This is a genomic window from Kitasatospora sp. CB02891 (genome assembly GCF_002803145.1).
In the GTDB taxonomy this organism is placed as follows: domain Bacteria; phylum Actinomycetota; class Actinomycetes; order Streptomycetales; family Streptomycetaceae; genus Kitasatospora; species Kitasatospora griseola.
In genome coordinates, this window is sequence record NZ_NNBO01000001.1 from 984,772 (window position 1) to 1,009,130 (window position 24,359).

Below are 24,359 nucleotides of genomic sequence, written 5' to 3' on the forward strand. Positions count from 1 at the left end.
CCCGGCCGGTCGGCACCAAGACTGCTTCCCGTGACGCACTCCGAGCTGCAGCCCCCGCTCTTCGGCCCCGCCGCCACTGCCGGGCCGGCGATCTGGTCGCGCAACTTCCGGTACTACTTCGTCGCGCGCAGCGCCGGGTTGCTGGGGCACACCATGCTGCCGGTGGCGGTCTCCGCGGGGCTGATCGGTGCGGGCCACGGGCTCGGCAGCGTCGGCCTGGCGCTGGCCTTCATGACGACGCCGTTCGCCGGCCTGGTGCTGTTCGGCGGCGTGCTCGCCGACCGGTTCACGGCCCGCCGGATGATGATCGGCGCGGACCTCACCAATCTGGTCACCCGCGCCCTGATGGCCCTGCTGTTCTTCCAGGGCATCGAGCGGCTCTGGCAGTTGTACGCGCTGATGGCGGCGGCCGGCGCGGCCGCGGCGATGTTCCAGCCCGGCGCCGCCAGTACCGTCCCGCTGGTCGCCCGCGACGTGCAGGGGGCCAACGGTGTGCTGCGGACGTCCGAGGCCCTGACCGCGCTGCTCGGCCCGGCGCTGGCGGGCCTGCTGGTGGGCGCGGCCGCGACCGGTTGGGTCATGGTCATCGCCGCCGTCACCTACGGCATCAGCGCCTGCGGGCTGTTCGCGCTGCGGCTGGGCCCGGTCGCCGCTCCGCCGCCCGGGGACAGTCTCTGGCGGAACCTGGCGATCGGCTGGCGGGAGTTCCGCTCCCGCCGGTGGCTGTGGGGCACCATCGTGATCTGGATGTTCTACACGATGTTCTCCACCGGGCCGCTGCTGCCGGTCGCCGCCGGCGTGCTCGTCCCGGCGTACGGATCGGCCCTGTTCGGGCTGCTCAGCTGTGCTTTCGCGGTCGGAACGGTGTGCGGCGGGCTGCTGGCGATCCGGCTCAAGCCCCGGCGGCCGCTCGCGGCGGGCGCCGTGGCGTTGCTCGCCTTTCCGCTCTACCCGTTGGGGATCGTCCTGGGCTGGCACGTTCCGGTGCTGGCCGTGGCCCAGGTGCTGGTGGGCACGGGCGTCACGTTCTGGGGTGTGATGTGGGCGACCAGTGTGCAGACCCAGGTCCCCGGCGAGGTGCTCAACCGGATCCACGCGTACGAGGTCGCGGGCTCGGTCTGCATGCTCCCGATCGGCAGTGCGCTCGCCGGCCCGGCCGCCGAGGCGTTCGGCCCGAGCACCGTGCTCACCGCCGTGGCGCTGGCCGCGCTGCTGGTGGCTTCGGCGCTGCTGCTGAGCCGCCCGATCCGTGAGCTGCGGCGGGTGCCGGGCACCTGAGGCAGGCCGGACGCGTCCTCGGCCCGGGCCGGGCCGCGGCGGCTTCGTGATGCTTCAACTGTGCTGATTTTCTCGGCCGGTTGATTCCCTTCGGGCCGCCCGTCGGGGACCCTGGAGTGGCCGGCGCCCGCCGTTCGGGGGATCGGGTCGCCGGCCGGGACTGGGGGCCTGATGGAGAGCGAGCAGCGGGTCGTCCGCAGGAACACGCTGTTGTCCAGACTGTTGAACACCGCGGCCGCGGTGGCCTTGGCGATGCTGGCGTACAGCGTGATCCACGACAACCTGTCGGACCATCTGCAGAACACCTGGCCGTGGAAGCTGAAGCTCCTCGACATCCAGAGCGCGACCACGGCCGCGCTCGCCGCACTCGGTGCGTCGCTCGCGCGCGCCCAGTACGCGAGGACGGTCAGGCCCGCGCTCGGGCACTCCGGGCGGGCCGTGGACGGCATGGCCCCGCTGGGGCAGCGGGCCTGGGCGTGCCATCTGACGAACGCCGCCCAGGACGTCGCCGTCATCTCGGACATCAGCTACCTGGTCGCGTTCCGGCCGCCCGCCGACGGCGCACCGCCCCGCGCACCGGGCGCCTGGGGGCCGGCGCTGCACGCGATCGCGGAGATCGCCGCCGCGGGCCTGGAGCAGCGGAAGGACTTCATGCTCACGGTGACCACCGCGGGCATGCCGCTCCCGGCCCAGGGGAGGCGCTTCCTCGGCTGGTTCACCGAGCACGCCATGCAGGTCGTCGACGAGGTCTACATCCGGGTCCAGGTCGTCGACCGGGTGGGGGACACCCACGAGCGGACCATCGCCTGCCTCAAGGCCGCCGACCGCACCCCGGCCCACCCGGACCCCGAGCTGTCCTGACCCCTTCCCCCGTGGCCGCGCGGTGAAATCCCTTTGCCGGGGCGGCCGTTGGGGCGGACACTGGCGCCATGCTGGGATTCGTCAGGACCGACAACGAAGCCCTGGTCTCGTGCCTGGGCGACCCGCAGCGCGCCGTGGCGGCCTACCGGGAGCTGCTGCTGCGCAAGGACGACGCGCTGGGCGCCATCCGGGCCGGCCTGTCCGACGGGAACGCGGCCGTCCGCGAGGGGTGCTGCCGCCTGCTGGACCATCTCGTCGACACCGGGTCCATGGGGCGGCTCATCGCCATGGCCGACGATCCGGACGCCGACGTCAGGATCGCGGCGTTCCACGCCCTGGCCTGCGACCGGTGCAAGGACGACACGTGCGCGCCCGGTGCGGAGCGGGTCATCGAGCCCGCGTTGCGGCATCTGGCGTCCGACCCCGATCCGCGGGTCCGGGTGCGGGCCGCCGAGCTGGTCGGCAAGTTCGTCCACACCGAGGCCCGCGCCGTCGCCGCCCTGGAGGCGGCCCGCGCCGACGACCCGAGCCCGGCCGTCCGGAAGAAGGCGGGCTGGTACGCGCCCGGAGGGCCGATCCACCGGCGGACGGCACCGCGCCCGCCGAGGTAGCCGCCCGGGGCCCGGTCGAACCGCCGGTGCGCGTCCTCGGACGCCCGGCCCAGGACCCGCCGTCCCGGGCGTCCGGTGCGGATGGCAGCATCGCCTCCGTGATCACTCGGGTGGAGGAGGCGGCCGTGGCCCAGGGGGACGAGGTGGTCCGGGCGCTCCTGACGGCGCTGGCGACCCTGGAGGACCTCGTCGCGGTGGGGCACGACGCCCGGTTGGCGCTGAGCACGCTGGAGGGGGTCGCCCACGAGCTGGGCGGCATGGACGCGGCGGCGCACCGGCGGTTCGTCGACGGGCTGGAGCGCATCGCCGCGGCGGAACCGGATCGGGCCGCCTGGATCCGGGGCCTTCCCGACTCCCTGGGCCTCGACCGCTGAGCCTGCGGCAGGCCGGGCGTCCGGCCGGACCGGCGGCCACTCCTGCGGGCGGTCCGGCCGCCGGCCGGACCGCCCGCACAGCCGCTCACACAGGGTCAAGTCGAACTGGTGGACGAATTCACCCGATTCCGCCCGCCCCTGGCCGGATCCCGCCCTGCCGTCGGATCGTCCCCGCACCGCTCTCACCCGCTTGACCTGCGCGACTGCGGGCCGAGCGGCGTCGAGGTTTGCTCCGGGGCAGACTGAGCAGGAACAACCGGGCCATAGTCACGTACCGAGGGATGGTGAGTCCGGTGACATCTCTACGTCCACCACAGGCCGATCGGCCGGTCGGTTCGACACAGAGCGTAACCGCATTGATGGAATTGACCGAGGCGTCGGCCGAACGACACCTGGGCGCCATCTGTTTCAAGATCGGGCCCCCGGCGCTGGTCGGGGTGGAGGCGGAGTGGTTCGTCCACGACGACCGATGTCCGACCGCCCCGGTGGATCCCGCCCGGGTGGCGTCCGCACTGGCGGTGCTGCCCGATTCGGCCGACGGCCCGGTGTTTCCGGCCGGCTCGCGGCTGACGTACGAACCCGGCGGGCAGGTCGAGCTGAGCTCCCCGCCCGCCCCCGACCCGGCCGCCTGCGCGGCCGGTCTGAGCGCCGACCAGGCGGTGCTGCGGGCGGCCTTAGCCGCCGAGGGCCTGCGATTGACGGGCACCGGCACCGATCCGCTGGACCGTGAGCGCCAGATGCAGGCCACCCACCCGCGGTACCGGGCGATGGAACGCTACTTCGACCGCGGCGGCCCGTGGGGCCGGATCATGATGACGGGCACCGCCTCGGTACAGGTCTGCGTCGACGCGGGCACCGAGCGGACCTACCTCGACCGCTGGCGACTCGCCCACCTGCTGGGCCCGGTCCTGGTCGGCGCGTTCGCCAACTCGCCGCTGCTGGAGGGCCGCCCGACGGGCTGGAAGTCGACCCGGCAGCTGATCTGGTCCCGGATGGACCCCTCCCGCACGCTCGCTCCGCCGCCGCTGGCCGATCCGCGCGAGGCGTGGACCCGGTACGTGCTGGACGCCACGGTGCTGTGCGTGCGCCGCACCGACCGCCTGCCGTGGGACGCGCCGGCCGGACTGACCTTCCGCGACTGGCTGCGCGGCGGCGGCGAGCGCGGCGTCGCGCTGGCCGACCTGGACTACCACCGCACCACGCTGTTCCCGCCGGTGCGCCCGCGCGGCCATCTGGAGCTGCGGATGATCGACGCCCAGCCGGGCGAGGGCTGGCGGGTGCCGCTGGCGCTGGTCTCCGCGCTGATGGACGATCCGCCGGCCGCCGAGGAGGCCCTGGACGCGCTGGAGCGGCTCGGCCACGCGGGCTCGCGCGCGCCCCGCTCGGGCCTGTGGCGGCGCGCCGCCGCGCTCGGCATGGCCGACCCGGAGCTGCGCAGGGCCGCACTGGCCTGCTTCGCCGCCGCCGACCGGGCGCTGTCCCGCCGCGACGGCGAACTGCGATCCGCCGTACTGGAGTTCGCCGAACGCTATCCGGCCCGGGGCCGCTGCCCCGCCGACGACCAGCTGGCCGCGCTGCGCTCCGGTGCGGCGCCCGCGCTGCAGGAGGACTCCTCGTGCTGAACGCCGACCGCACCGACCCCGCCGTACTGCGCGAGCTGATCGCCACCGAACTGCTGGCCGCCCGGGAGCGCACCGCGCTGCTCACCGGTGCCGTGGAGGACGCCGAACTGGTCGCCCAGCACTCGCCGTTGATGTCGCCGCTGGTCTGGGACCTGGCGCACATCGGCAACCAGGAGGAGCTGTGGCTGCTGCGCAACGTCGGCGGCCGCGACCCGATGCATCCGGAGATCGACCCGCTGTACGACGCGTTCGAGCACCCGCGCTCCGAGCGGCCCAGCCTGCCGCTGCTGCCGCCCGACCAGGCCCGCGCCTACGCGCACGAGGTGCGCGGCCGGGTGCTGGACCTGCTGGCCGCCTCCCCGCTGGAGGGTGCGCCGCTGCTGGACGCCGGGTTCGCGTTCGGAATGATCGCGCAGCACGAGCAGCAGCACGACGAGACGATGCTGATCACCCACCAGCTGCGCACCGGCCCGGCGGTCCTGGACGCCCCTCCCCCGCCCGCCGCCGAGGGCGTCCTGCGGCCCGAAGTGCTGGTCCCCGCCGGGCCGTTCACCATGGGCACCGACACCGAGCCGTGGTCGCTGGACAACGAGCGACCGGCCCACCCGGTGGACCTGCCGGCGTTCTGGCTGGACACCGCGCCGGTCTCCAACGCCGCCTACCAGGCGTTCATCGCGGACGGCGGCTACCGGGAGCCCCGCTGGTGGACGCCGGCCGGCTGGGAGCACCGGATGGCCGCCGACCTGACGGCGCCGCTGTTCTGGACCGATCAGGGCGGCCAGTGGCTGCGCCGCCGGTTCGGCCACCTGGAGCCGGTGCCGCCGAACGAGCCTGTGCTGCACGTCAGTTGGTACGAGGCGGACGCGTACGCGCGATGGGCGGGACGGCGGCTGCCGACCGAGGCGGAGTGGGAGAAGGCGGCCCGGCACGACCCGGCGACCGGCCGCTCCCGCCGCTTCCCGTGGGGCGACGAGCCGCCCGGCCCGGAGCACGCCAACCTGGGCCAGCGCCACCTGCGCCCGGCCCCGGTCGGCGCCTACCCGCAGGGCGAGTCGCCGTACGGGGCGCGGCAGTTGATCGGCGACGTGTGGGAGTGGACGGCGAGCGACTTCACCGCCTACCCGGGATTCCGGGCGTGGCCGTACCGGGAGTACTCGGAGGTGTTCTTCGGGCCCGAGTACAAGGTGCTGCGCGGCGGGTCGTTCGCGGTCGCGCCGGTCGCCTGCCGGGGCACCTTCCGCAACTGGGACTACCCGATCCGGCGGCAGATCTTCTCCGGGTTCCGCACCGCCCGTGACGCCGAGGGCGCGGGTGAGGCCTGATGTGTCGTCACTTCGCTTACCTGGGACGGCCGGTGGCGCTGCGCACGGTGCTGCTGGATCCGCCGTTCGGGCCGCTGCGGCAGTCCTGGGCGCCCCGCTTGCAGCGCCACGGCACCGTCAACGTGGACGGCTACGGGGTGGGTTGGTACGCCGAGGGCGACGAGCGGCCGGCCCGCTACCGGCGGGAGGGGCCGATCTGGGCGGACGGCGACCTGGCGGACCTGGCCCGGGTGGTGCGCTCGCACGCGATCCTCGGCGCGGTCCGCTCGGCCACCCCGGGCTGCGCGCCGGGCCCGCAGGCGGCGGCGCCGTTCGCCGCCGGGCGCTGGCTGTTCAGCCACAACGGGGCGCTGCCGGGCTGGCCGGGCGCGTTCGAGCCGCTGGCCGAACTGATCCCGACCGGTGAGCTGTTGGAGCTGGAGGCGCGCACCGATTCGGCGCTGCTCTGGGCGGTGGTGCTGAACCGGCTGCGCAGCGGCGTCGAGTTGGGCAAGGCGCTGGCCGAAGTGTGCCTGGCTGCGTCCGAGTTGGCCGATGCCCGGATCAACCTGCTGGCCACCGACGGCCGCAGCCTGGCCGCGACCGCCTGGGGGGACACGCTGTTCCGGCGGCGGGACGCGGACGGTTCGCTGCTGGTGGCCTCCGAGCCGTTCGACGACGGGCCGGGCTGGTCCGAAGTCCCCGACCGTTCCCTGCTGGTGGCCGATGCGGCCGGCAGCGCGCTCACCCCCCTGGCCCCGACCGGGCCGCGTAGCCGAGAGGACGCCCCGCTGTGACCGGATACCGGCTGACCCGCCTGCTGCCCGCCGACCACCTGCACCGGGCGCTGCGCGCCGATGCGCGCGCAGGTCTGACGGGGCAGCCCAAACGGCTGCCGCCGAAGTGGTTCTACGACGCCCGGGGCTCCGAGCTGTTCGAGGAGATCACCCGGCTGCCCGAGTACTACCCGACCCGGGCGGAGCGGGAGATCCTGACCGCGCGGGCCGGGCAGATCGCGGCCGCGACCGGGGCCCGCACCCTGGTCGAGCTGGGCTCCGGCTCCTCGGAGAAGACCCGGCTGCTGCTGGACGCGCTGCGCGGGCACGGCACCCTGGAGCGGTACGTGCCGGTCGACGTCAGCGAGAGCGCGTTGGAGTCGGCGGCCGCGTCGCTGATCGAGGAGTACCCGGGGCTCGACGTCTCCGCGGTGCTCTCGGACTTCACCACCGGTCTCGGCCTGCCGGAGGAGGGCGGCGGCCCGCGGCTGGTGGTGTTCCTCGGCGGCACGCTGGGCAACCTGGTGCCGGCCGAGCGGGCGGCGTTCCTGTCCGGCCTGCGGGCCCAACTGCTGCCGGGCGACGCCCTGTTGCTGGGCACCGACCTGGTGAAGGACCCGGCGGTGCTGGTCGCCGCGTACGACGACGCGGCGGGGGTGACGGCGGCGTTCAACCGGAACCTGCTGTCCGTGCTGAACCGGGAGCTGGACGCGGACTTCGACCCCGCGCAGTTCGCGCACGTCGCGTTGTGGGATCCCGAGCAGGAGTGGATCGAGATGCGGCTACGCTCGCTGCGGGCGCAGAGCGTGAAGATCACGGAGTTGGGTCTCGCGGTGCACTTCGAGGAGGGCGAGGAGCTGTACACGGAGGTGTCGGCGAAGTTCCGCCGGGAGCGGGTGGAGCGTGAACTGTTCGCCGCCGGACTGAAGTTGACCGAATGGTGGACGGACGCGGAGGGCCGGTTCGGGCTGTCGCTGTCGCGGCCGATGACGGACGCCTCGGACTGAGCGGCGACCGCCGGGCCCGCCCGTCGGCGGTAATTCGCTGGCGGGCGGGCCGCTGCGTCCGGACAATGCCGGGGTGCAGAACACTGAACAGCGGACGGCTACCGTCCTGATCGCATGGCAGGGTGAACTTCTCGGCGCGGTGGGGCCTTTCACGGCCTCCTCGCCCTACTGGGCGCAGATCGGCGAGGTGGTGCGGGCGGCCGCCGAGGCGGCCGGGGCACCGGTGGCCCTGCTGCGGATGCTCGCCGTGGACGGTGGGGAGACCGGCAGCTGCGGGGACGTGGTGTACCTGGCGCAGGCGCTGGAGCGTCCGTCGCAGCCGCTGACCGCGGCCCCCGCCGTGGAGATCGACGAGCAGTCGCTGCGGCTGCCGTGGGCGTCTGCGGACGGGTTGGCCGCGGAGTGGGCATGGGCGGACGGCGAGTTGGCGGCGCTGGGGCGGCCGCGGTCCGGCCCGGTGGAGCAGCTGCGCAGCTGGAACCTGTCGGCGCTGTCCCGCTTCCCGACCGGTGCGGGTGCGGCCTGGCTGAAGAGCACTCCGCCGTTCGCGGTGGCCGAGGCCGAGGTGATCGCCCGGGTGGCGAAGGCCGACCCGGGGCTGGTGCCGCAGGTGCTGGCGGCGGACGGTCGTCGGATGCTGATGGCGGACGTGCCGGGCGTGGACTGCTGGGGGCTGCCGGAGGACGGCATGCTGAGTGTCGTCGACCGGTGGGCGGCCGTGCAGGCGGCCGCTGCCGCGGACGGGCCGGGCGGGTTGACGGACCGCTCGCCGGCGGCGCTGGCGGAGCTGTTCCCGGCGCTGCTGGAGCGGCTGCGGCCGGAGCTGACCGCCGAGGAGTACGACCGGGCCCTGGCACTGGCCGACCGGCTGCCCGAGCTGGTCGACGAACTCGCGGACTGCGGGCTGCCGTTGACGCTGGTGCACGGCGACTGCCATCCGGGCAACTGGCGCTGGGACGGCGAGCGAGGGGTGGTCCTGGACTTCTCCGACGCGGTGTGGAGCCACCCGGCCCTCGACGGCCTGCGCCCCGACCCGTTCCTCTCCCCCGAGCGCGCCGCCCAGGTCCGGGCCCGCTGGGCCGCCGCCTGGCAGGCCCTCGTCCCGGGCAGCGACCCGCTGCGCGCGCTGAAGCCGGCCGCCCCGCTGATGCACCTCCACTACGCGCTGCGCTACCAGGAGTTCCTGGACGGCATCGAGCCCAGCGAGCGCCCGTACCACGCGGGCGACCCGGCGGCGTCCCTGCGCCGCGCCCTGCGGTAGGCGCTCTCCCTCCGGAGTGCGGGCCGGCCCGGTGAGCGACTTCGAGCCGCGTGCCCGGCCGGCCCCGCAGCACCCGACGCCGAAGCGGCGGCCGGGACCGTTCATCACGGTCCCGACCGCCGCTTCGGCCGTCGGGTCGGGTACTACACCCGGGCGTCGGTGGCCAGGGCCTCCGCGACCGGAAGGTTCGGCTGCGGGTGGGTCAGCAGGTGGATGCCCGCCGCCAGGGCGCCGCCGACCAGCGGGGCGAGCAGGAACAGCCACAGCTGGGAGAGCGCGTCGCCGCCTGCGAACAGCGCCGGGCCGAGGCTGCGCGCCGGGTTGACCGAGGTGCCGGTGAGCGGGATGCCGACCAGGTGGACGACCGCCAGGGCGATGCCGATCGGCAGCCCGTCGAAGCCGACCGCGGCCAGCCGGTGGGTGACCGCCAGCACGACGTACACCAGCAGGAAGGTGAGGACGACCTCGGTCAGGAACGCGCCGCCGGCGTTGATGTGCACCTCGGAGCGGTCGCCCCAGCCGTTGGTGCCGAGCTTGCCGTGGGTTTCGAGCCCCGGCACCTGCTTGGCCAGCACCAGGACGAGCGCCGCGCCGGCGATGCCGCCGAGCACCTGCGCGATCCAGTACGACACCGCGGTGCGCCCGTCGATCCGGCGGGCCAGCAGGAAGCCGAGCGTCACCGCCGGGTTCACGTGGCAGCCGGATATCGGTCCGAGCGCGTACGCCAGCGCGAGCAGCACGAAGCCGAACGCCAGCGCGATGCCGACCGGGCCGATCGCCTCGCCCGCGAGCACCGCGGCGCCCACCGCCAGCAGAACCAGCAGCAGCGTCCCGAGGAACTCGCCGATCACCGCCCGCCTGTCCGTTCCACCCATACGCCTGGTCCTCCTGACCGTCAGGGCAGGCGGACCGGTGCCGCCCACGTCCGGCCGACCATGGTCGACCGTTCGAGCGACCGCATGTCGGCCGGACGGCGCAACGCCGTGTTCACGGCGCGTCCGCCTGCCGAATTGCTCCGAACGGATGAAACCGTACGGAAACGGAGAGCTCAATGCAAAACGGAAGTAAAACGGACAGAAAGGTACAGGCTGGGCAGCGAACCGCTGTCGGAACGTCAGACCATCGGCCCAGACGGCTCTGGAGCGCATCCGCGGCACGTTCCACGGGCGCCCGGTCGGGCCCGGTCGACAGAACGCAGTCGCGCAGACCGCCCACTAGGGCTCCCGCAAGGGCTCTCGGGGCGTCGAAGCCGGAGACGCTCGGGCGCGGCGCCGGTCGCTACGGCCAGGTGCCCGGGTCGGGCGGCGGCTCGGGCGGCAGCTGGGAGGCGAAGACGGCCATGCCGATGGCGACTGCGGCGAAGACCAGGCCGGCCAGTCCGAAGAACGAGCCGAACACGACGCCGAGGGTGTGCCCGAGGTGCCGGCCGGAGCCGGGCGCATCGGTGGGAAGGGCCTGGTGCGGGTGGGCGGGGAGATACCCGGAGGGCGACCCGGTCGCCGACGGTCCGGGGGATGCCGGTGGTGTCCTCGACGCGGATGTCCTGGCCGTCGGCAGTCCGGAAACCGAGGACGACGTGGCGCCGGGTGACGGTGGAGAGCCAGTCGTCGGGCCGCGCCCTCGTCGGGTGGCTGTCCAGCACCTGCGCCTCGGCGACGAGTCCGGAGGTGCGGATGCGGGTGCGGCGGCAGGAGCGCCGCAGGACGAGGACGATGCCGGTGATGCCGCGGCCGGCGATCAGCAGGCCGATCAGGGCCAGCAGCCCCGCGATGAGGCTGAAGAGCGTAGTAAAAGCCTGTTCTCCGTCGGGCATCCGTTCCCCCCGGTGCCGTGCGATGCGCCGCAGAACAGGATCACGGGGCGCGCGGGGCAAGTGCCTTCCGCCTGGCCGTGCGACGGAATCCCCGGCCCGGTCAGAACCAGGCTTCCGGGTCGGTGGGCCCGGTCGGCGGGTCGGCCCGGATCGCGCAGACGCCGATCACGGTGCCGGCGAGACCCAGCGCGGCGAGGAAGACCGGGAGAATCAGCGTGGACCAGGAGAGCTGTGCGGGGAGCAGCGCGTGGCCGGGGCGGACCAGGGCGGTGACGGTGGCGCCGGGCACCAGGCCGCCGGGGGCGGTGCGAATGTCGTCGAGCGGAACCGGCTCCGGTACGCCGAGGGTGATGTCACGGGCGGTGGAGCTGCGCGCCTCGCGGTAGTCGGCGGTCAGGACCGTCGCCCGGACGCGGGGTGCGTCGGCGAAGTCGATGCGGGCCTGGATGTTCGACCAGCCCATGAGGACTGCGACGAGCATGAGCAACGGGCCGATCAGGGCGAGGAGTTTCGGGTTGCGGCTCATCGTGCTGCCTTCCTCACTGCGGTCCGCGAACGAGTGGATCATGGCAGGCGGGGCACGGCCGGCGGAGGGCAGGGGCAGGTCAGTGCGTCCGGGCGCGAAGGTGCGCTGCGCCCGTTCGACGTCGTCGGCGGCACGGACTCCCACGGCTCACGGCTGATGACGCTCCGTCAATTCAGCTTGCGGTAGCGGAGTTCGAGCCCGTCGAGGAGCGCTTCGAGGCCGGTTTCGAAAGCGCCTTCGTCGATGGTGCGGCGGTGTTCGGCGAGGCGGTGGGCGTCGGCGAGGTGGGGGTAGTCGGCGGTGTAGAGGGCGGCGTCCTCGGGGAAGCCGGCGGCGAACGAGCCGAGGGCGGAGCCGGTGATGAAGTAGCGCATCAGGGCGCCGATCCGGGTGGCCTGGCCGCGGGGCCAGCCGGCGTCGACCAGGCAGCCGAAGACGGCGTCGGCGAGGCGCAGCGCGTTGGGGCGGCGGCCGGGGCCCTGGGCGAGGACGGGGACGAGGTGCGGGTGGGCGGCCAGGGCGGCGCGGTAGGAGCGGGCCCAGTCGCGCAGGGCGGTGCGCCAGTCGTCCGGCGCGTCGAACATGGTGAGGTCGACCTCGCCCATCACACTGTCGACCACGGCGTCCAGGAGTTCGTCCTTGGTGGCGAAGTGGTTGTAGAGGGACGGTCCGCTGACGGATAGTTCGGCGGCCAGGCGGCGGGTGGAGAGGGCGGGCAGTCCCTCGGTGTCGACCAGGGCGAGTGCGGCGGCGACGATCCGGTCCCGGCTGAGCAGAGGGGTGCGCGGTCGGGCGATCTTGGCCTCCTCGGGTCGCGGGCCGACGGAACCGGCCCATTGTCGCAGGCGGCCTCTTCCGTGCGGGGCGGGGGCGGGCTACAGTCGCCGTAAAACTTGCACCGCTAGTTTATTGGGACTGTCGAGGGGTCGCCGCGTGGACCTGGAGCTGACCGAGGAGCAGGCCGCCGTCCGGGAGTTGGCGGCCGGGTTCGCCGACCGGGAGATCGTGCCGTTCGCCGCCGAGTGGGACCGGGCGGAGTCGATCGACCTGGGGATCGTGAAGAAGCTCGGCGCGCTGGGCTTCCTCGGCCTGACCCTGCCGGAGGAGTACGGCGGCAGCGGCGGCGACCACCTGGCGTACTGCCTGGTGCTGGAGGAGCTCGGGCGGGGAGACTCCTCGGTGCGCGGGGTGGTGTCGGTCTCGCTGGGCCTGGTCGCCAAGTCGATCAACGCGTTCGGCACGGCGGAGCAGAAGCGGCAGTGGCTGCCGCGGCTGTGCTCGGGCGAGGCGCTGGCGTGTTTCGCGCTGACCGAGCCCGGCACCGGGTCGGACGCGGCGAATCTGACCACCCGGGCGGTGCGGGACGGCGACCACTGGCTGATCTCGGGTTCGAAGATGTTCATCACCAACGGGACGTGGGCCGAGGTGGCGCTGGTGTTCGCCCGCACCGGCGAGCCCGGGCACCGGGGGGTGAGCGCTTTCCTGGTGCCCACCGACACGCCCGGGTTCACCCGCACGCCGATCCACGGCAAGCTGGGCCTGCGCGGCCAGGCGACCGCCGAGCTGTCCTTCGACGCGGTCCGGGTGCCCGACAGTGCCCGGCTCGGCGCGGAGGGCAAGGGCTTCACGGTGGCGATGGCGGCGCTCGCCAAGGGCCGGATGTCGGTCGCGGCGGGCTGCGTCGGCATCGCGCAGGCCTCCCTCGACGCGGCCGTCCGCTACGCCGGCGAACGCGAGCAGTTCGGGAAGTCCATCGCCCACCACCAGTTGGTGCAGGAGCTGCTGGCCGACATCGCGGTGGACGTGGCCGCGGCGCGGCTGCTGACCTGGCGGGTGGCCGACCTGGTCGACCGCGGCCTGCCGTTCGCCACCGAGTCCTCGGTCGCCAAGCTGTTCGCCTCCGAGGCGGCGGTGCGGTCGGCGAACAACGCACTGCAGGTGTTCGGCGGGTACGGCTTCATCGACGAGTACCCGGTCGGCAAGTACCTGCGCGACGCCCGCGTGATGACGCTGTACGAGGGCACCAGTCAGATCCACAAGCTGCTCATCGGGCGTTCCCTCACCGGGGTCAACGCCTTCTGACCGTGCGTCACGAGCGCACCGGTCGACCGACCGTCACGAACAGGAGCTCGACGAAGTGCTTCCGGTCTTCATCGCCGCCGCCCGCCGCACCCCGATCGGTCGGCTGCGCGGCGCACTGTCCGCCGTCCGGCCCGACGACCTGTCGGCGGCGGTGCTGCGCGGACTGCTCGACCAGGTGCCGGGGCTGGACCCGGCGCGGATCGACGACGTGTACTGGGGCGCCGCCAACCAGGCCGGCGAGGACAACCGCAACCTGGCCCGGATGGCGGTGCTGCTCGCCGGCCTGCCCGACTCGGTCCCGGGTGCGACCGTCAACCGGCTGTGCGCGTCCGGGATGGAGGCCGTCACCACGGCGGCCCGGGCGATCGGGTCCGGCGAGGCGGACGTGGTGGTGGCGGGCGGCTGCGAGTCGATGAGCCGGGCCCCGTTCGTGCTGCCCCGCCCGGACGAGGCGCTGCCGCACAAGCTGGAGACCTTCGACACCCGGCTCGGCTGGCGCCTCACCAACCCGCGGATGCGCGAGCTGCACGGCGTGCTGTCGATGGGCGAGACCGCCGAGGAGGTCGCGGCCCGCTACGGCATCGACCGCGAGGCGCAGGACGCGTTCGCGCTGCGCAGCCACCGACTGGCCGCGCAGGCACGGGAGTCGGGCCACTTCGACGCCGAGCTGCTGGCCGTCGAGCGCCCGGACGGGGTGCTGGTGGAGCGCGACGAGTCGATCCGTCCCGACACCACGGCCGAGAAGCTGGCCGCGCTGAAGCCGGTGTTCCGGGCGGGCGGAACCGTCACCGCGGGCAACGCCTCGCCGATGAACGACGGCGCGGCAGCGCTGCTGCTGGTCAGCGAACGAGCGCTCGCGGAGCTGGAGTTGGAGCCGCTGGGGCGGTACGTGGCGGGCGCGTCGATGGGCGTGCACCCGGACGTGATGGGCATCGGGCCGGTCCCGGCGACCCGGCGGGTGCTGGAGCGCGGCGGCTGGAAGCTGCAGGACGTGGAGACCGCCGAGTTCAACGAGGCGTTCGCGGCCCAGGCGCTGGCGTCCGTCGGCGAGTTGGGCATCGACCCGGAGCTGGTGAACCCGTCCGGCGGGGCGATCGCCCTGGGCCACCCGCTGGGCTGCTCGGGCGCCCGGATCCTCACCACGCTGCTGCACCGGATGCGCCGCACCGGTGCCCGGCGCGGCCTGGCGACCATGTGCGTGGGCGTCGGCCAGGGCTCCGCGGTGCTGGTCGAGCGGGACTGAGTTCATTCATGACGAACCATCAGGAAGGTGTGACTGTGGGCAGGTTCGACGGCAAGGTGGCGGTGGTGACCGGCGCCGCGCAGGGCATCGGGGCGGCGACGGCGCGGCGGCTGGCCGAGGAGGGCGCGGCGGTGGCCGTGGTCGACCTGACGGCGGAGCGGGCCGAGGGCACCGTCAAGGAGATCGTCGCGGCGGGCGGCACAGCGCGGGCATTCGGCTGCGACGTGGCCGACTACGCGGCGGTGGAGGCCGTGTTCGCCTCCGTGGTCGAGGAGTTGGGCGGGGTGCACATCCTGGTGAACAACGCCGGGATCACCCGCGACAACCTGTTCTTCAAGATGCCGAAGAGCGACTGGGACCTGGTGCTGTCGGTCAATCTGACCAGCGCCTACAACTGTTCGCACGTCGCGCAGCGGTACTTCGTGCAGCAGAAGTACGGCAAGATCGTGTCGCTGAGCTCGCGATCGGCGCTGGGCAACCGCGGCCAGGCCAACTACGCGGCGGCGAAGGCCGGCATCCAAGGCCTGACGGCGACGCTGGCGATCGAGCTGGGTCTGTACAACGTGAACGTGAACGCGGTCGCGCCGGGCTACATCGCGACCTCGATGACGGCGGCGACGGCCGAGCGGGTCGGGGCGACGCCGGAGGCGCACCAGGCGGAGGTCGCGCAGCGCACCCCGCTGCGGCGGGTGGGCCTGCCGGAGGAGGTCGCCTCGGTGGTGGCGTTCCTGGCGAGCGAGGACGCGTCGTACGTGAGCGGGCAGACGCTGTACGTCAACGGCGGCGCGCGGTAGGTCCGTTGGCGCAGGCCGGCCCGGCCCGGGCTCGTGGGAGCCCGGGCCGGGCCGGCGGTGCGTCAGGGGTTCAGGCCGATCTCGCGGCCCTGCCAGCGGCGGCGCAGCCAGCGGTCGTGGGCGGCCACCACGATCGCCCCCGGGCCCTTGGCGCCCATGGCCTCCTCCAGTTCGTCGCAGAGCACCGGGGAGAGGTGGTTGGTGGGTTCGTCGAGCAGCAGCAGCTGCGGCGGGCGGGCCACCAGCAGGGCGAGGGCGAGGCGGCGGCGCTGGCCGACCGACAGGGACCCGACGGGGCGGTCGAGGTCGGTGGCGGCCAGCAGACCGAGCGAGGCCAGCGGGACGCGTTCGGCGCGGTCGGGGCCGAGCGCCAGCTCGTAGGTGTCGCGGGCGGTGCGGTCGGGCCGTTCGAACGCGGTGTCCTGGGTGAGCAGACCCACCGTCAGGCCGGGCCTCCGGTGCACCCGCCCCGTCGCGTCGAGGCGGCCGGCCAGGACGGCGAGCAGGGTGGACTTGCCGGTGCCGTTGCCGCCGGTGATCAGCAGGCGTTCGTCCGCAGCCACGTCCAGGGCGTCGAGTGCGAGCCGTCCGGGTACCCGGAGCCGGTGCAACGTCACCAGCGGGTCGGGCACCTCCTGCTCCGGGCCGGTGGCGAGGGCGTCCGGGCCGCCGGCGAGGGCGTCCGGGCCGGTGGCGAGGGCGTCCGGGGCGAAGCGCAGCGGGGCGGGCGGTTCGGCCACCTGGCGGCGTTCCAGGTCGGCGAGTCGGCCGGCGGCGTCCCGCACCCGGCGGGAGATCTGCTGCTGCACCCGGCCGGCCCGGTGGCCATAGCCCATCTTCTCGTTGTCGGTGGGCCCGCGGTCCGGGGCGACCCGGTGCGCGGTCACCTCCACCGAGCGCCGCAGCTCCGCCAACTCCCGCTGCTCGTCGGCGAACCGGCGCTCCCAGCGGTGCCGCCGGGCGCGCTTGGCGTCCAGGTAGGCCCGGTAGCCGCCGCCGAAGCGGACCGGGCCGTCCGCCGCCGGGTCGAGGTCGAGCAGGTCGGTGCAGACCGCGTCGAGGAACGCCCGGTCGTGGCTGGCGACGACCACCGTGCCCGGCAGGGAGCGGAGTTGCTCCTCCAGGAAGGCCGTGGCGCCGTCGTCGAGGTGGTTGGTCGGCTCGTCGAGCAGGACGGCCGCGGGGCGGCGCACCAGCAGGGCGGCCAGGGCGAGGCGGCCGCGCTGCCCGCCGGACAGCGAGCCGAGAGTGCGCTGCGGCGCGACGGCGGCCAGGCCGAGACCGTCGAGCAGCAGGGCGGCGCGGCGGTCGGCGTCCCAGGCCTCCCGGTCCTGGGCCTGCTCCAGCCGCGCGCCGTACGCGGCCAGCAGGTCGGGCAGGCGCGGGTCGCCGTCCGGGAGTTCGGCGAGGTCGGCTCCGAGCCGGTCGAGTTCGGCGAGGTCGGTTCGGGCCTCGCGCAGCGCGTCGTCCAGTACGGCGGCGACGGTGGTGGCGGCGTCGAACGGGATCTCCTGGTGCAGGTACCCGAGGTCGGCCGGGCGGTCGACGCTCCCGGCATCGGGCTCGTCCACGCCTGCCAGCACCCGCAGCAGGGTGGACTTGCCGCAGCCGTTCTCGCCGATCAGGCCGAGACGGCGGCCGGGTGCGGCGGTCAGCGACAGGCCGTCGAGGATCCGGCGGCCGCCGAGGACCCGGACCAGGTCGTGGGCGATCAGGGCAGGTTGGGTCATGAGGTAACTCCCTTGCAGTCATTGGCGGCTCGCTTCGGGCGGCCGAGCGGCCCGGGCCGGGATCGGACGGACGGGCCGACTCGGCGACAGCCGGAGCTCGGATCGGACGGACCGACTCGGCGACAGCCGGAGCTCGGATCGGACGGACCGACTCGGCGACAGCCGGAGCTGGTTGAGGCGCGGTGAGCGAGGCTCCTGCGGCACGGTCGGCGGCGAGCGAGCTGCCACCGGGCCGCGGGACGCGGCGGGGCCCGGCGGGACGGCCGCACGGTGCGGCCCGCCGCCGCCCCGGGCTCGGCAACTCGGGTGCGCACGACCGTGGTTGAAGCATGCTTGAAGCACCCCGTCGGCCACGGAGCCCCGCAGCACAGCCACACCGGGCAGTGCGCCGGGCCGACCCCGCCCAGGTGGCCCGGCCTCGCCCGCACCCTCGGCCGGTCGAGCCCCCGCCGAACTCCCCCGCAGTCCGCGACGAGCAGCCCGCCGGGCACGCTGCCGCAATCCACGAGAACCGGCAGGGCAGCCTCACCGCGGCCCACTCGCGACACCTGCCCGGACGGCCGGTGGCCCGTCCGGGCAGGTTTCGCGGGGCGGTCGGTCAGATCGCGGGGGCCGCCGCTTCGGCGAGGACGCCGTCGGCCAGGCGCAGGCGGCGGTCGACGCCGATCTCGGCGAGGAACCGTTCGTCGTGGCTGACCACCAGGAACGCGCCCTTGTAGGCGTTCAGGGCGCTCTCCAACTGGCCCACGCCGACCAGGTCGAGGTTGTTGGTGGGCTCGTCGAGCAGCAGCAGGTGCGGTGCGGGTTCGGCGCACAGCACGCAGGCCAGGGTGGCGCGCAGCCGCTCGCCGCCGGACAGCACGCCGACCGGCAGGTGCGCGCGGGGCCCGCGGAACAGGAACCGGGCGAGCAGGTTCATCCGCTCGGCCTCGGGGCGCTCGGGCGCGAACTCGGCGAAGTTCTCCGCGACGGTGCGGTTCTCGTCCAGCAGGTCCAGGCGCTGCGACAGGTAGGCGATCCGGCCTTCGCCGCGCCGCAGTTCGCCGCTGTCCGGGGTGAGCGCGCCGGTGATCAGCCGCATCAGGGTGGTCTTGCCGGCGCCGTTGGGGCCGGTCAGCGCGATCCGCTCGGGGCCGCGGACGACCAGGTCGACGCCACCGGGGGCGAACACCTCGCTGCCGTCGAGGCGCGCCTGCAGGCCGGTGCCGTGGAACAGGGTGCGGCCGGCGGGCACCTGGGTGTCGGGCAGTTCCAGGCTGAGGCGCTGCTCCTCGCGCACCGCCCGCCCGGCCTCGTCGAGGCGGGCCTTGGCCTCGTCGACCCGGGCGGCGTGCACCTGGCCCGAGCGGCCGGCGGCTTCCTGCGCGCCGCGCTTCATGTTTCCGGCGAAGATCTTCGGCAGTCCGGCGTTCTTCAGGTTCTTCGCGGCGTTGCTGGCCCGCCGGTCGGCGCGTTCCCGGGCCTGCTGGGCCTCGCGCTTCTCCCGCTTCAGCGTCTGCTCGGCGTTGCGGACGTTGCGTTCGGCGACCTCCCGCTCACCCCGGACGGCCTCCTCGTAGGCGGTGAAGTCGCCGCCGTACAGGCGCAGTTCGCCGTTGCCGAGTTCGGCGATCCGCTCCATCCGGTCGAGCAGCGCGCGGTCGTGGCTGACCAGCAGCAGGCAGCCGTTGAACTCGGACAGCACGTCGTAGAGCCGGTGGCGGGACGTCAGGTCGAGGTTGTTGGTGGGCTCGTCGAGCAGCAGCACGTCGGGGCGGCGCAGGAGTTGGGCGGCGAGGCCGAGGGAGATCACCTGGCCGCCGCTGAGCGTGCTCAGGCTGCGGTCCATGGCGAGGTGGCCGAGGCCGAGGCGGTCGAGCTGGGCGCGGGTGCGCTCCTCGATGTCCCAGTCGTCGCCGATGGTGGCGAAGTGCTCCTCGGCGACGTCGCCGGACTCGACGGCGTCCAGGGCGCGGATCACCTCGGCGATGCCGAGCACCTCGGCGACCGTGAGGTTCCCGGTCAGCGGCAGGGTCTGCGGCAGGTAGCCGAGGGTGCCGGAGACCGTCACCGAGCCTGCGGTGGGCTTGAGTTGCCCGGCGATCAGCCGGAGCAGGGTGGACTTGCCGGACCCGTTCGGGGCGACCAGGCCGGTGCGGCCGGTGGGCACGCTGAACGACAGGTCGTGGAAGACGGGGGTGTCGTCCGGCCAGGAGAAGGACAGGTTGGAGCAGACGACGGCAGCGTCGGACATGGTGAAGAGACCTCGAAGGTGCTGGAGGGCAGGGAACAGCCACTGCCCCGAGGGGACGGGCGAAAAAGGGGACGACGAAACGGACCACTCCGGCAGCGCTCCTGTGCGCCGGCCCGGTGGCCGTCAGATCCGGATCTCACCCGGAGATGTCGTCGTCACCCGCCACGTCTCTGTCCCTCTGCTCACGCGAATCGCGTACCCGCGCATCGCGTACCAACGGTGTCGCGGCGAGTGTAGCGCCTCCTTGCGCCGGACGTCGCAGCATTTGATTCCGGTCGGTGTCGGACCGACCGGGCCCCGCAGGGCCGCCCTCCGCTGGGCCGCCGGGGGGTCGCGTCGGCGCGGCCCGCCCGATGCGGCCCGTCCGGACTCTACGGTGGCCTTCGGGCCGTCGAGCTGCCCGATCGTCGAACCACGCAGGGAGCGGGGCCATGACCACGGACGACCGCCGTGAGCGTTTCGAGCGGGGCATGCGGGTCCTCGGGCGGATCGACGGCGAGGCGGGCGAGCGGATGGTGGCGGCGCTGACGGACGTCTCCCCCGAGCTGGCGCACCAGATCGCGGCCTGGGGGTTCGCCGAGATCTACTCCCGTCCGGCGCTGGAGCCACGCGACCGGCAGCTCGTCACGCTCGGCATGCTGACCGCGCTCGGCGGCTGCGAGCCCCAGGTCGAGGTCCACGTGAACGCCGCCCTGAACGTCGGCCTGACGCCACGTCAGATCGTCGAGGCCCTGCTGCACGCCGCCGCCTACTGCGGGTTCCCCCGGGCGATCAACGCCACCCTCGCCGCGAAGCGGGTCTTCGCCGAGCGCGGCCTGCTCCCCGTCGACGCCGACTGAGCCCGGCCTCCCGGTAGCGTGGGCGGTTCGGGACCGCGCCGCCGCACCCGGAGGGAGACCGCCCGCATGACCCAACAGCACACCGAGCGCTGGGAGTTCGCCGACCATGCGTCCATCGCGGCCGACGGGCAGGACGCCGTCGCCGAGCTGCGGCGACGGATCGGCGCGGGCCGGCTGGAGAACTGGCTGCACAGTTCGCGCGGGCGGCAGTTGGCGGTGGTCTGCAACGGCGAGCGGGCGATGGTGATGCTGCTGGACGGGCCGGGCGACCCGGGCGGGCACGCCGTCGACCCGGGCGCGGACGGGTGGAGCGACGGCTACCTGCTCGCCAACGGCCAGCACGACGAGTACCCGGACGATGACACCGTCCCGCTCGACCGGGCGCTGCGCCTCGTCCGGCACCTGTTGGACACCGGCGCACCGCCGCCGGACGCGCCGTGGACCGTGGATCGGTGAGCGGGCATCAACTGCCCGCCGCCGCCTTCGCGTTGACGAGCTGCTGGAGGTAGCGTTCGGAGGCGCGCAGCTTGCGGCCGTCGGGGCCGGGCAGGTGGGCGCGGAGCTCTATGATCTCGGGTGCGATCCGGATCGCCTCGGTCGGGTCCTTGACGGCGCGCCAGCAGGCTTCGGCGTTGGTGGCGGCGCGCTGGGTCTCGGGGTGCTCGGGGCCTTCGACCTGCAGCAGCGCGGCGGCCACCTGGCGGTACAACTCGGCGGCCAGCAGGGGCAGTCCGGCCACCCGGGAGACGTGCGCGCGGACCTGCCGGACCTGGAGCACCACCGGGGCGAGGGTGCCGTGCGCGGCGACCGCCTTGTTCTCCAGGGCGAGTGCGAGCGTCGCGGCGGTGTCGTGGTCGCCCGCCTCGGCGGCCCGGACGATCTCGCCGATGGCCTCCAAGTAGTCGGTCGGCGGGGCCTGTTCGGCCGGGGCGGACGGGGCAGCGGCGGCGTTCTCCTCCAGCGGGACGGTGGCCACCCGCGGGTCGTGCCGGACCGGCGGCTTGTCCAGTGGCACGGTCGCCGCCAACGGGTCGTGCCGGACCGGCGGTCGGGGCTTGTCGAGCGGCACGGTCGGAACGGTCGCGCCGGGGTCGGGCAGCGGCAGGGTGGCGGCCAGGGCGTCGCCGGTGATCGGGACGGTCGCGGCCAGCGGGTCGAACCGGGGTTCCGCCGCGGCGGGTTCGGACCGTTCGAGCAGTCCGGCCGGTGCGGGCGCGGGTGCGGGCTTGGCGAAGTCCACGGCGTACCACTCGGCCGGTGCGGGCGCGGACTCGGCGCGTTCGACCGCCGGTGCGGCGGCCGCCGCCGGGAGGTCCTTGCCGAGCCGGACGGTGGGCTCGGGTGCGATGTCCGGTGCGGGGCGGTCCTTGCCGAGGTCGACCAGCGGCGTGTCCACCGGGACCATCGGGACGCCGCGCACCAGCGAGACGATCATTCGGCGGCGGGCGGGCGTGGCGGGCACGCCGGGCTTGCGCAGCGAGACCAGGGCGCGCGGCGTCCAGCCGGGGGCGAGCCGGGGCCGGGCCGGTTCGGCGGGGCGCGCGGCGGGCGGGGCGGCCGGGGCCGCGGCGGGGGGTGCGGCCGGTCGGCCGGCAGCGGTGTCGGCGGGGCCGATCTGCCGGGAGGTGTTGCGGAACCACGGCCGGTCGCCGGGGTGGGCGGCGATCACCACGGTGTCGGCGCGCAGCACCGAGTGGACCTGCTGGCGGACCAGTTCGGGGGTGAGCAGCTGGTCGGCGCCGGGGCGGCCGCGGTGCAGGGTCTCGATCAGCGCGCGGGTGAAGGTGCCGAGCTGATCGGGGTCGTGGTTGACGACGGCCCACAGCGGCACGCCTTCGCTCAGCTGCTGCCCGGCGGCGGAGACGAGGTGCGGCCACAGCACCGGGTCGGCGCTCAGGTCGCCGATCACCAGGGTGTCGAACTCGGTTCCGCGGTGCCGAAGTTCGGTGGCGAGGGCGGACCAGGGCAGGCTCTCGGAGGCCTTGTTCTCGCGCAGCGAGAGGTACATCTGGTCGCCGCGCCGGTCGGTGACCAGGTGGCCGCCGAGGTGGATCAGCAGCGGCCCGGGGTGGCGGGCGGCGGCGCGCAGGTGGGCGAGCACGGTCTGCGGGTCGTTGGCGCCGGGCAGGTGGACGGCGTCCACCTGGTCGGCGGAGAGCAGGATCTGCGGGGCGACGCCGGCCAGCGCGGCGGACAGCACGGAGGCGTGCGCGGTGCCGCCGCGTCCCCAGCGGCGGCCGCCGCCGTAGCCGCCCTCGATCACCAGGATCCGGCCGCGCAGGCCCTGGCCGATGCCGCGGGCGGGCGCGGGTACCGGCGCGGGTACGGGAGTTGACGCCGCGACGGGCGCCGGGGCGGCCGTGCCGGGCGGCGGCATGTCGGCGGTGATCACCGGGATCATGCCCGTCCACCCGGTGCTGACCGGGGCGGGCGGCATCGCGGGCGGCGGCGGGACGGGCGTGCCGCCGGCCGGGGTCGGGGTGGGCGGCGGGGCCGGCCGGTTGCCGCCGGGGGTGAGGTCCGGGGGTGTCAGGTTGACCCGCAGGTTGACGGAGGTGGCGAACGGGTCGTTGGCGGGCGGAAGTTCGGCGCCCTGCGCGGGGCTTCCCGCCGGCTGGGTCGGCAGCTTGAAGGTGTCCTCCAGGTCTGCCGCCGTCGGCCCGTCCCCCGTCGTCGATGCCACGTCAGCCACCGTCAGGTCACCGCCCCCGTCCGCCGCCCGCGCGACGTCGTGCCCGTTCGCCGCAGTGCCCCGGGCACCGCGTTCCGATCCCGGCCACGATACGTGGTCGGCGGGCGACCGGGCCAGGCCGGGTGGCGCGGCCCGCGGCGGCACGCGCTGGTCGGCGCGGGTGCGGGCACGTGCCGCCGGGCGGGTTCAGTAGGTGACGGTGATGCGGCGGGCCGGGCCGTCGACCCGGATCCGGCCGCCGTACGGAATCACCTGCTGGGGCTGGGTGTGGCCCAGGTCGACGTCGAACACGGCCGTGGTGTCCGGCGCGTAGGCGTCCAGGGCGCGCAGCGCGCCGGCCCGCTGCTCGGCGCGGTACTCGGCGCGCTGCGCGGCGTCGTTCGGCTGCTCGAAGGACCAGGCCATGGCGCGGCCGAACAGCACGGCCGGGAACTGCCGGAGCAGTCCGCGTTCACCGAGGTTGCGCAGCATCCGGTACACCTCGGTGCCGGACGGCATCTCCTCGGAGGTCTCCAGCACCAGCACGCAGCCCGCGTACGCCTCGACGGGCAGCAGGCGGTCGGCGGCGGCCATCCAGTGCAGGATCTCCAGGTTGCCGCCCCAGCTGACGCCTTCGACCACCCGGTCGGAGCGGTGCCAGTAGGCGCCGGTGCCGGGCTCGCTCGCCGGCAGCTGTTCGAACGTGGCCGGGTCCTCCCAGCGGCCGAGTTCGGTGCTGACGTCCTCGGCTTCGCGCAGTTCGAACTCGCCGCTGTCGAACAGCGCGGCCCGCAGCGAGGCCTCGGTGAGCGGGTGCAGGGCGCCGGGCCGGCCGAACTCGGTCATCACCGCACCGCCGTGGTACGAGACCACGCCGTGCCGCCACAGGAAGTCCAGCAGGTTGGTGTTGTCGCTGTACCCGAAGAACGGCTTGGCGTGCGATCGGAGCAACTCCCCGTCCAGGTACGGGACGAGACTGATCTGCTCCTCACCGCCGACCGTCGCCAGCACGGCGGTGATGCTCGGGTCGGTGAACGCCGCGTGCAGGTCGGCGGCCCGCTCCTCGGGGCTCGCCCCGAGCTTGCGGGTGGTCGGGTACTCGACCGGCTCCAGTCCGAACTCCTCGCGCAGGCGGCGCAGGCCGAGCTCGTACGGCAGCGGGAACACGGCGGGCCCGGCGAAGGACGGCGAGAGCACGGCGACGCGGTCGCCGGGCCGGGGCTTGGGAGGGTACATCGGCTGATCTGACATGTCGGGATGCTAACGAGACCGTCGGGCCGGGCACGACCCGATTTCCGACGGCCCGTCAGCTTCGGCCGCGGCCGCGACCGCGGGGC

General features: G+C 74.4%; 21 protein-coding genes and 1 pseudogene. 14 read left to right on the forward strand and 8 right to left on the reverse strand.

Features of this window, described 5'->3' with window-relative positions; all coding sequences use genetic code 11:
* The first annotated feature begins 30 nt into the window (after nucleotides 1-30).
* The 9 genes from CG736_RS04630 to CG736_RS04670 all read left to right on the forward strand — a co-directional run bounded on the left by CG736_RS04630 (nucleotide 31) and on the right by CG736_RS04670 (nucleotide 9,091).
* A complete protein-coding gene (locus CG736_RS04630; RefSeq protein ID WP_232733781.1) occupies nucleotides 31-1,278 on the forward strand; it encodes an MFS transporter in 1,248 nt (415 codons plus the stop codon).
* A 210-nt stretch (nucleotides 1,279-1,488) separates the two neighbouring features.
* The gene (locus CG736_RS04635) at nucleotides 1,489-2,139 is read left to right on the forward strand and encodes a hypothetical protein (protein WP_232733782.1); all 651 of its coding nucleotides are present in this window, start codon (nucleotides 1,489-1,491) and stop codon (nucleotides 2,137-2,139) included.
* Nucleotides 2,140-2,207: 68 nt separating this feature from the next.
* Nucleotides 2,208-2,750, forward strand: a complete 543-nt coding sequence (locus CG736_RS04640; protein WP_100584807.1) for a HEAT repeat domain-containing protein — start codon at nucleotides 2,208-2,210, stop codon at nucleotides 2,748-2,750.
* Between the two features lie 98 nt (nucleotides 2,751-2,848).
* Complete coding sequence (locus tag CG736_RS04645) at nucleotides 2,849-3,124, forward strand: hypothetical protein (protein ID WP_157815407.1); 276 nt, start codon at nucleotides 2,849-2,851, stop codon at nucleotides 3,122-3,124.
* 359 nt (nucleotides 3,125-3,483) lie between these two features.
* Nucleotides 3,484-4,746: an ergothioneine biosynthesis glutamate--cysteine ligase EgtA gene (gene egtA, locus CG736_RS04650; RefSeq protein WP_232733783.1), complete on the forward strand. Its 1,263-nt coding sequence runs from the start codon at nucleotides 3,484-3,486 to the stop codon at nucleotides 4,744-4,746.
* Nucleotides 4,740-6,068, forward strand: coding sequence for an ergothioneine biosynthesis protein EgtB (gene egtB, locus CG736_RS04655; protein WP_100584810.1), 1,329 nt, complete (start codon nucleotides 4,740-4,742; stop codon nucleotides 6,066-6,068). Before egtA ends, egtB begins: the two co-directional genes overlap by 7 nt.
* Entirely contained in the window at nucleotides 6,068-6,844 is a 777-nt protein-coding gene (gene egtC / locus CG736_RS04660; protein ID WP_100584811.1) for an ergothioneine biosynthesis protein EgtC, read from the forward strand. Before egtB ends, egtC begins: the two co-directional genes overlap by 1 nt.
* Nucleotides 6,841-7,830 carry an L-histidine N(alpha)-methyltransferase gene (gene egtD / locus CG736_RS04665; RefSeq protein ID WP_100584812.1) on the forward strand — a complete coding sequence of 330 codons (990 nt, stop codon included), beginning with the start codon at nucleotides 6,841-6,843 and terminating at the stop codon, nucleotides 7,828-7,830. The genes egtC and egtD overlap by 4 nt, the downstream gene beginning before the upstream one ends.
* Nucleotides 7,831-7,903: 73 nt before the next feature.
* The gene (locus CG736_RS04670; protein WP_232733784.1) at nucleotides 7,904-9,091 is read left to right on the forward strand and encodes an aminoglycoside phosphotransferase family protein; all 1,188 of its coding nucleotides are present in this window, start codon (nucleotides 7,904-7,906) and stop codon (nucleotides 9,089-9,091) included.
* A 143-nt stretch (nucleotides 9,092-9,234) separates the two neighbouring features.
* Here CG736_RS04670 and CG736_RS04675 read toward each other — a convergent pair whose 3' ends face one another.
* From CG736_RS04675 to CG736_RS04685, 4 genes and pseudogenes are all read right to left on the reverse strand, one after another.
* Nucleotides 9,235-9,966 carry an MIP family channel protein gene (locus CG736_RS04675; protein ID WP_043911319.1) on the reverse strand — a complete coding sequence of 244 codons (732 nt, stop codon included), beginning with the start codon at nucleotides 9,964-9,966 and terminating at the stop codon, nucleotides 9,235-9,237.
* A gap of 593 nt (nucleotides 9,967-10,559) precedes the next feature.
* Nucleotides 10,560-10,904 (reverse strand): annotated as a pseudogene (locus CG736_RS38845) (DUF3592 domain-containing protein); the annotation flags it as partial.
* 100 nt (nucleotides 10,905-11,004) lie between these two features.
* Nucleotides 11,005-11,430, reverse strand: coding sequence for a hypothetical protein (locus tag CG736_RS04680; RefSeq protein WP_157815408.1), 426 nt, complete (start codon nucleotides 11,428-11,430; stop codon nucleotides 11,005-11,007).
* 167 nt (nucleotides 11,431-11,597) lie between these two features.
* On the reverse strand, nucleotides 11,598-12,227 hold the full coding sequence (locus CG736_RS04685) for a TetR/AcrR family transcriptional regulator (protein ID WP_100584814.1): 630 nt from the start codon (nucleotides 12,225-12,227) through the stop codon (nucleotides 11,598-11,600).
* Between the two features lie 136 nt (nucleotides 12,228-12,363).
* On the opposite strand from CG736_RS04685, the gene CG736_RS04690 reads away from it, so the two are divergent.
* From CG736_RS04690 to fabG, 3 genes are read left to right on the forward strand one after another with little or no spacing between them, the layout of a single operon-like run.
* Nucleotides 12,364-13,512 (forward strand): acyl-CoA dehydrogenase family protein, encoded by a 1,149-nt coding sequence (locus tag CG736_RS04690; RefSeq protein WP_100584815.1) that lies wholly within the window; start codon nucleotides 12,364-12,366, stop codon nucleotides 13,510-13,512.
* A gap of 55 nt (nucleotides 13,513-13,567) precedes the next feature.
* Nucleotides 13,568-14,755: a thiolase family protein gene (locus tag CG736_RS04695; protein ID WP_100584816.1), complete on the forward strand. Its 1,188-nt coding sequence runs from the start codon at nucleotides 13,568-13,570 to the stop codon at nucleotides 14,753-14,755.
* Nucleotides 14,756-14,790: 35 nt separating this feature from the next.
* A complete protein-coding gene (gene fabG / locus CG736_RS04700; RefSeq protein ID WP_100584817.1) occupies nucleotides 14,791-15,549 on the forward strand; it encodes a 3-oxoacyl-ACP reductase FabG in 759 nt (252 codons plus the stop codon).
* Nucleotides 15,550-15,611: 62 nt separating this feature from the next.
* Here fabG and CG736_RS04705 read toward each other — a convergent pair whose 3' ends face one another.
* Both CG736_RS04705 and CG736_RS04710 read right to left on the reverse strand, forming a co-directional pair.
* Entirely contained in the window at nucleotides 15,612-17,279 is a 1,668-nt protein-coding gene (locus tag CG736_RS04705) for an ABC-F family ATP-binding cassette domain-containing protein (protein ID WP_100584818.1), read from the reverse strand.
* Nucleotides 17,280-17,877: 598 nt separating this feature from the next.
* Nucleotides 17,878-19,512 (reverse strand): ABC-F family ATP-binding cassette domain-containing protein, encoded by a 1,635-nt coding sequence (locus CG736_RS04710; RefSeq protein ID WP_100584819.1) that lies wholly within the window; start codon nucleotides 19,510-19,512, stop codon nucleotides 17,878-17,880.
* A gap of 431 nt (nucleotides 19,513-19,943) precedes the next feature.
* Here CG736_RS04710 and CG736_RS04715 point away from each other — a divergent pair, with 431 nt between their 5' ends.
* Together CG736_RS04715 and CG736_RS04720 are read left to right on the forward strand one after the other, a co-directional pair.
* Nucleotides 19,944-20,351, forward strand: a complete 408-nt coding sequence (locus CG736_RS04715; protein WP_198520345.1) for a carboxymuconolactone decarboxylase family protein — start codon at nucleotides 19,944-19,946, stop codon at nucleotides 20,349-20,351.
* Between the two features lie 66 nt (nucleotides 20,352-20,417).
* The gene (locus CG736_RS04720) at nucleotides 20,418-20,807 is read left to right on the forward strand and encodes an Imm1 family immunity protein (protein ID WP_100584821.1); all 390 of its coding nucleotides are present in this window, start codon (nucleotides 20,418-20,420) and stop codon (nucleotides 20,805-20,807) included.
* Nucleotides 20,808-20,814: 7 nt separating this feature from the next.
* Here CG736_RS04720 and CG736_RS04725 read toward each other — a convergent pair whose 3' ends face one another.
* Entirely contained in the window at nucleotides 20,815-23,034 is a 2,220-nt protein-coding gene (locus tag CG736_RS04725) for a hypothetical protein (RefSeq protein WP_100584822.1), read from the reverse strand.
* Nucleotides 23,035-23,229: 195 nt separating this feature from the next.
* On the reverse strand, nucleotides 23,230-24,273 hold the full coding sequence (locus tag CG736_RS04730) for a S66 peptidase family protein (protein WP_100584823.1): 1,044 nt from the start codon (nucleotides 24,271-24,273) through the stop codon (nucleotides 23,230-23,232).
* Nucleotides 24,274-24,359 lie beyond the last annotated feature (86 nt).

Excerpts from the sequence above, each read along its gene's own strand:
- CG736_RS04640 (WP_100584807.1), top strand. The coding sequence starts at position 2,208 with ATGCTGGGATTCGTCAGGACCGACAACGAAGCCCTGGTCTCGTGCCTG.
- egtA (WP_232733783.1), top strand. The coding sequence starts at position 3,484 with ATGGAATTGACCGAGGCGTCGGCCGAACGACACCTGGGCGCCATCTGT.
- egtC (WP_100584811.1), top strand. The coding sequence starts at position 6,068 with ATGTGTCGTCACTTCGCTTACCTGGGACGGCCGGTGGCGCTGCGCACG.
- CG736_RS04675 (WP_043911319.1), bottom strand. The coding sequence starts at position 9,966 with ATGGGTGGAACGGACAGGCGGGCGGTGATCGGCGAGTTCCTCGGGACG.
- CG736_RS04680 (WP_157815408.1), bottom strand. The coding sequence starts at position 11,430 with ATGAGCCGCAACCCGAAACTCCTCGCCCTGATCGGCCCGTTGCTCATG.
- CG736_RS04705 (WP_100584818.1), bottom strand. The coding sequence starts at position 17,279 with ATGACCCAACCTGCCCTGATCGCCCACGACCTGGTCCGGGTCCTCGGC.
- CG736_RS04710 (WP_100584819.1), bottom strand. The coding sequence starts at position 19,512 with ATGTCCGACGCTGCCGTCGTCTGCTCCAACCTGTCCTTCTCCTGGCCG.
- CG736_RS04715 (WP_198520345.1), top strand. The coding sequence starts at position 19,944 with ATGACCACGGACGACCGCCGTGAGCGTTTCGAGCGGGGCATGCGGGTC.
- CG736_RS04720 (WP_100584821.1), top strand. The coding sequence starts at position 20,418 with ATGACCCAACAGCACACCGAGCGCTGGGAGTTCGCCGACCATGCGTCC.
- CG736_RS04730 (WP_100584823.1), bottom strand. The coding sequence starts at position 24,273 with ATGTCAGATCAGCCGATGTACCCTCCCAAGCCCCGGCCCGGCGACCGC.